Here is a 570-nt window from a genome sequence, read left to right on the forward strand (position 1 = left end):
AAAGGATTTCCGTGAAAAACTAAATCAACGCATTATTGAACCAAGTGACAAAGCCTGGGATCGATTAGATGCAATGTTAAGTGTTGCAGAAGAAAAAAAGCAGCCTAAAAACAAAAAACGATGGATGTACATCGCTGCAAGTATTGTGGGTTTTTTATTAGTGGGAATATTCTTTTTTAATCAGAAAAAAAGTGTTGTTGAAACGCCAAAAAATAATGTAGTCATCAAAGAAAATCTACAGAAAGATACTGTTGTAAAACCAGATTTAGATATAATAAATCCTGTAAAGACAGAAGTAGCAGTTTCAGAAAAAGCAGCAAACCAGAATTCAGTAAAAGAAGAAAAAAATCTAAATGTAAAACCAAATAAAACCCTTAAAACTAAATCAAATCAAATAGCGGAGTCTTCAATCATCATCAAAAACAATCAACCAAAACAATCTGTTAATAATCAATCTTTAGCTGTCGAAACTTCTAAAAAAGAAACAGTAGATCAATTATTAGAATCAGCCGAAAAAACTGTTGTGGCAGAAAATTCGGCAAAGCCAAAATCAAAAGTAAAAATCAATGC

General features: G+C 31.1%; 1 protein-coding gene. It reads left to right on the plus strand.

Annotated elements, in window-relative coordinates; translation table 11 throughout:
• Positions 1–570, plus strand: a 570-nt coding sequence (locus tag B3C18_RS09285; protein WP_291146040.1) for a hypothetical protein, incomplete at both ends; no start/stop codon positions are given.

The sequence above is a fragment of the Flavobacterium sp. UBA7680 genome, from assembly GCF_002482975.1.
In the GTDB taxonomy this organism is placed as follows: domain Bacteria; phylum Bacteroidota; class Bacteroidia; order Flavobacteriales; family Flavobacteriaceae; genus Flavobacterium.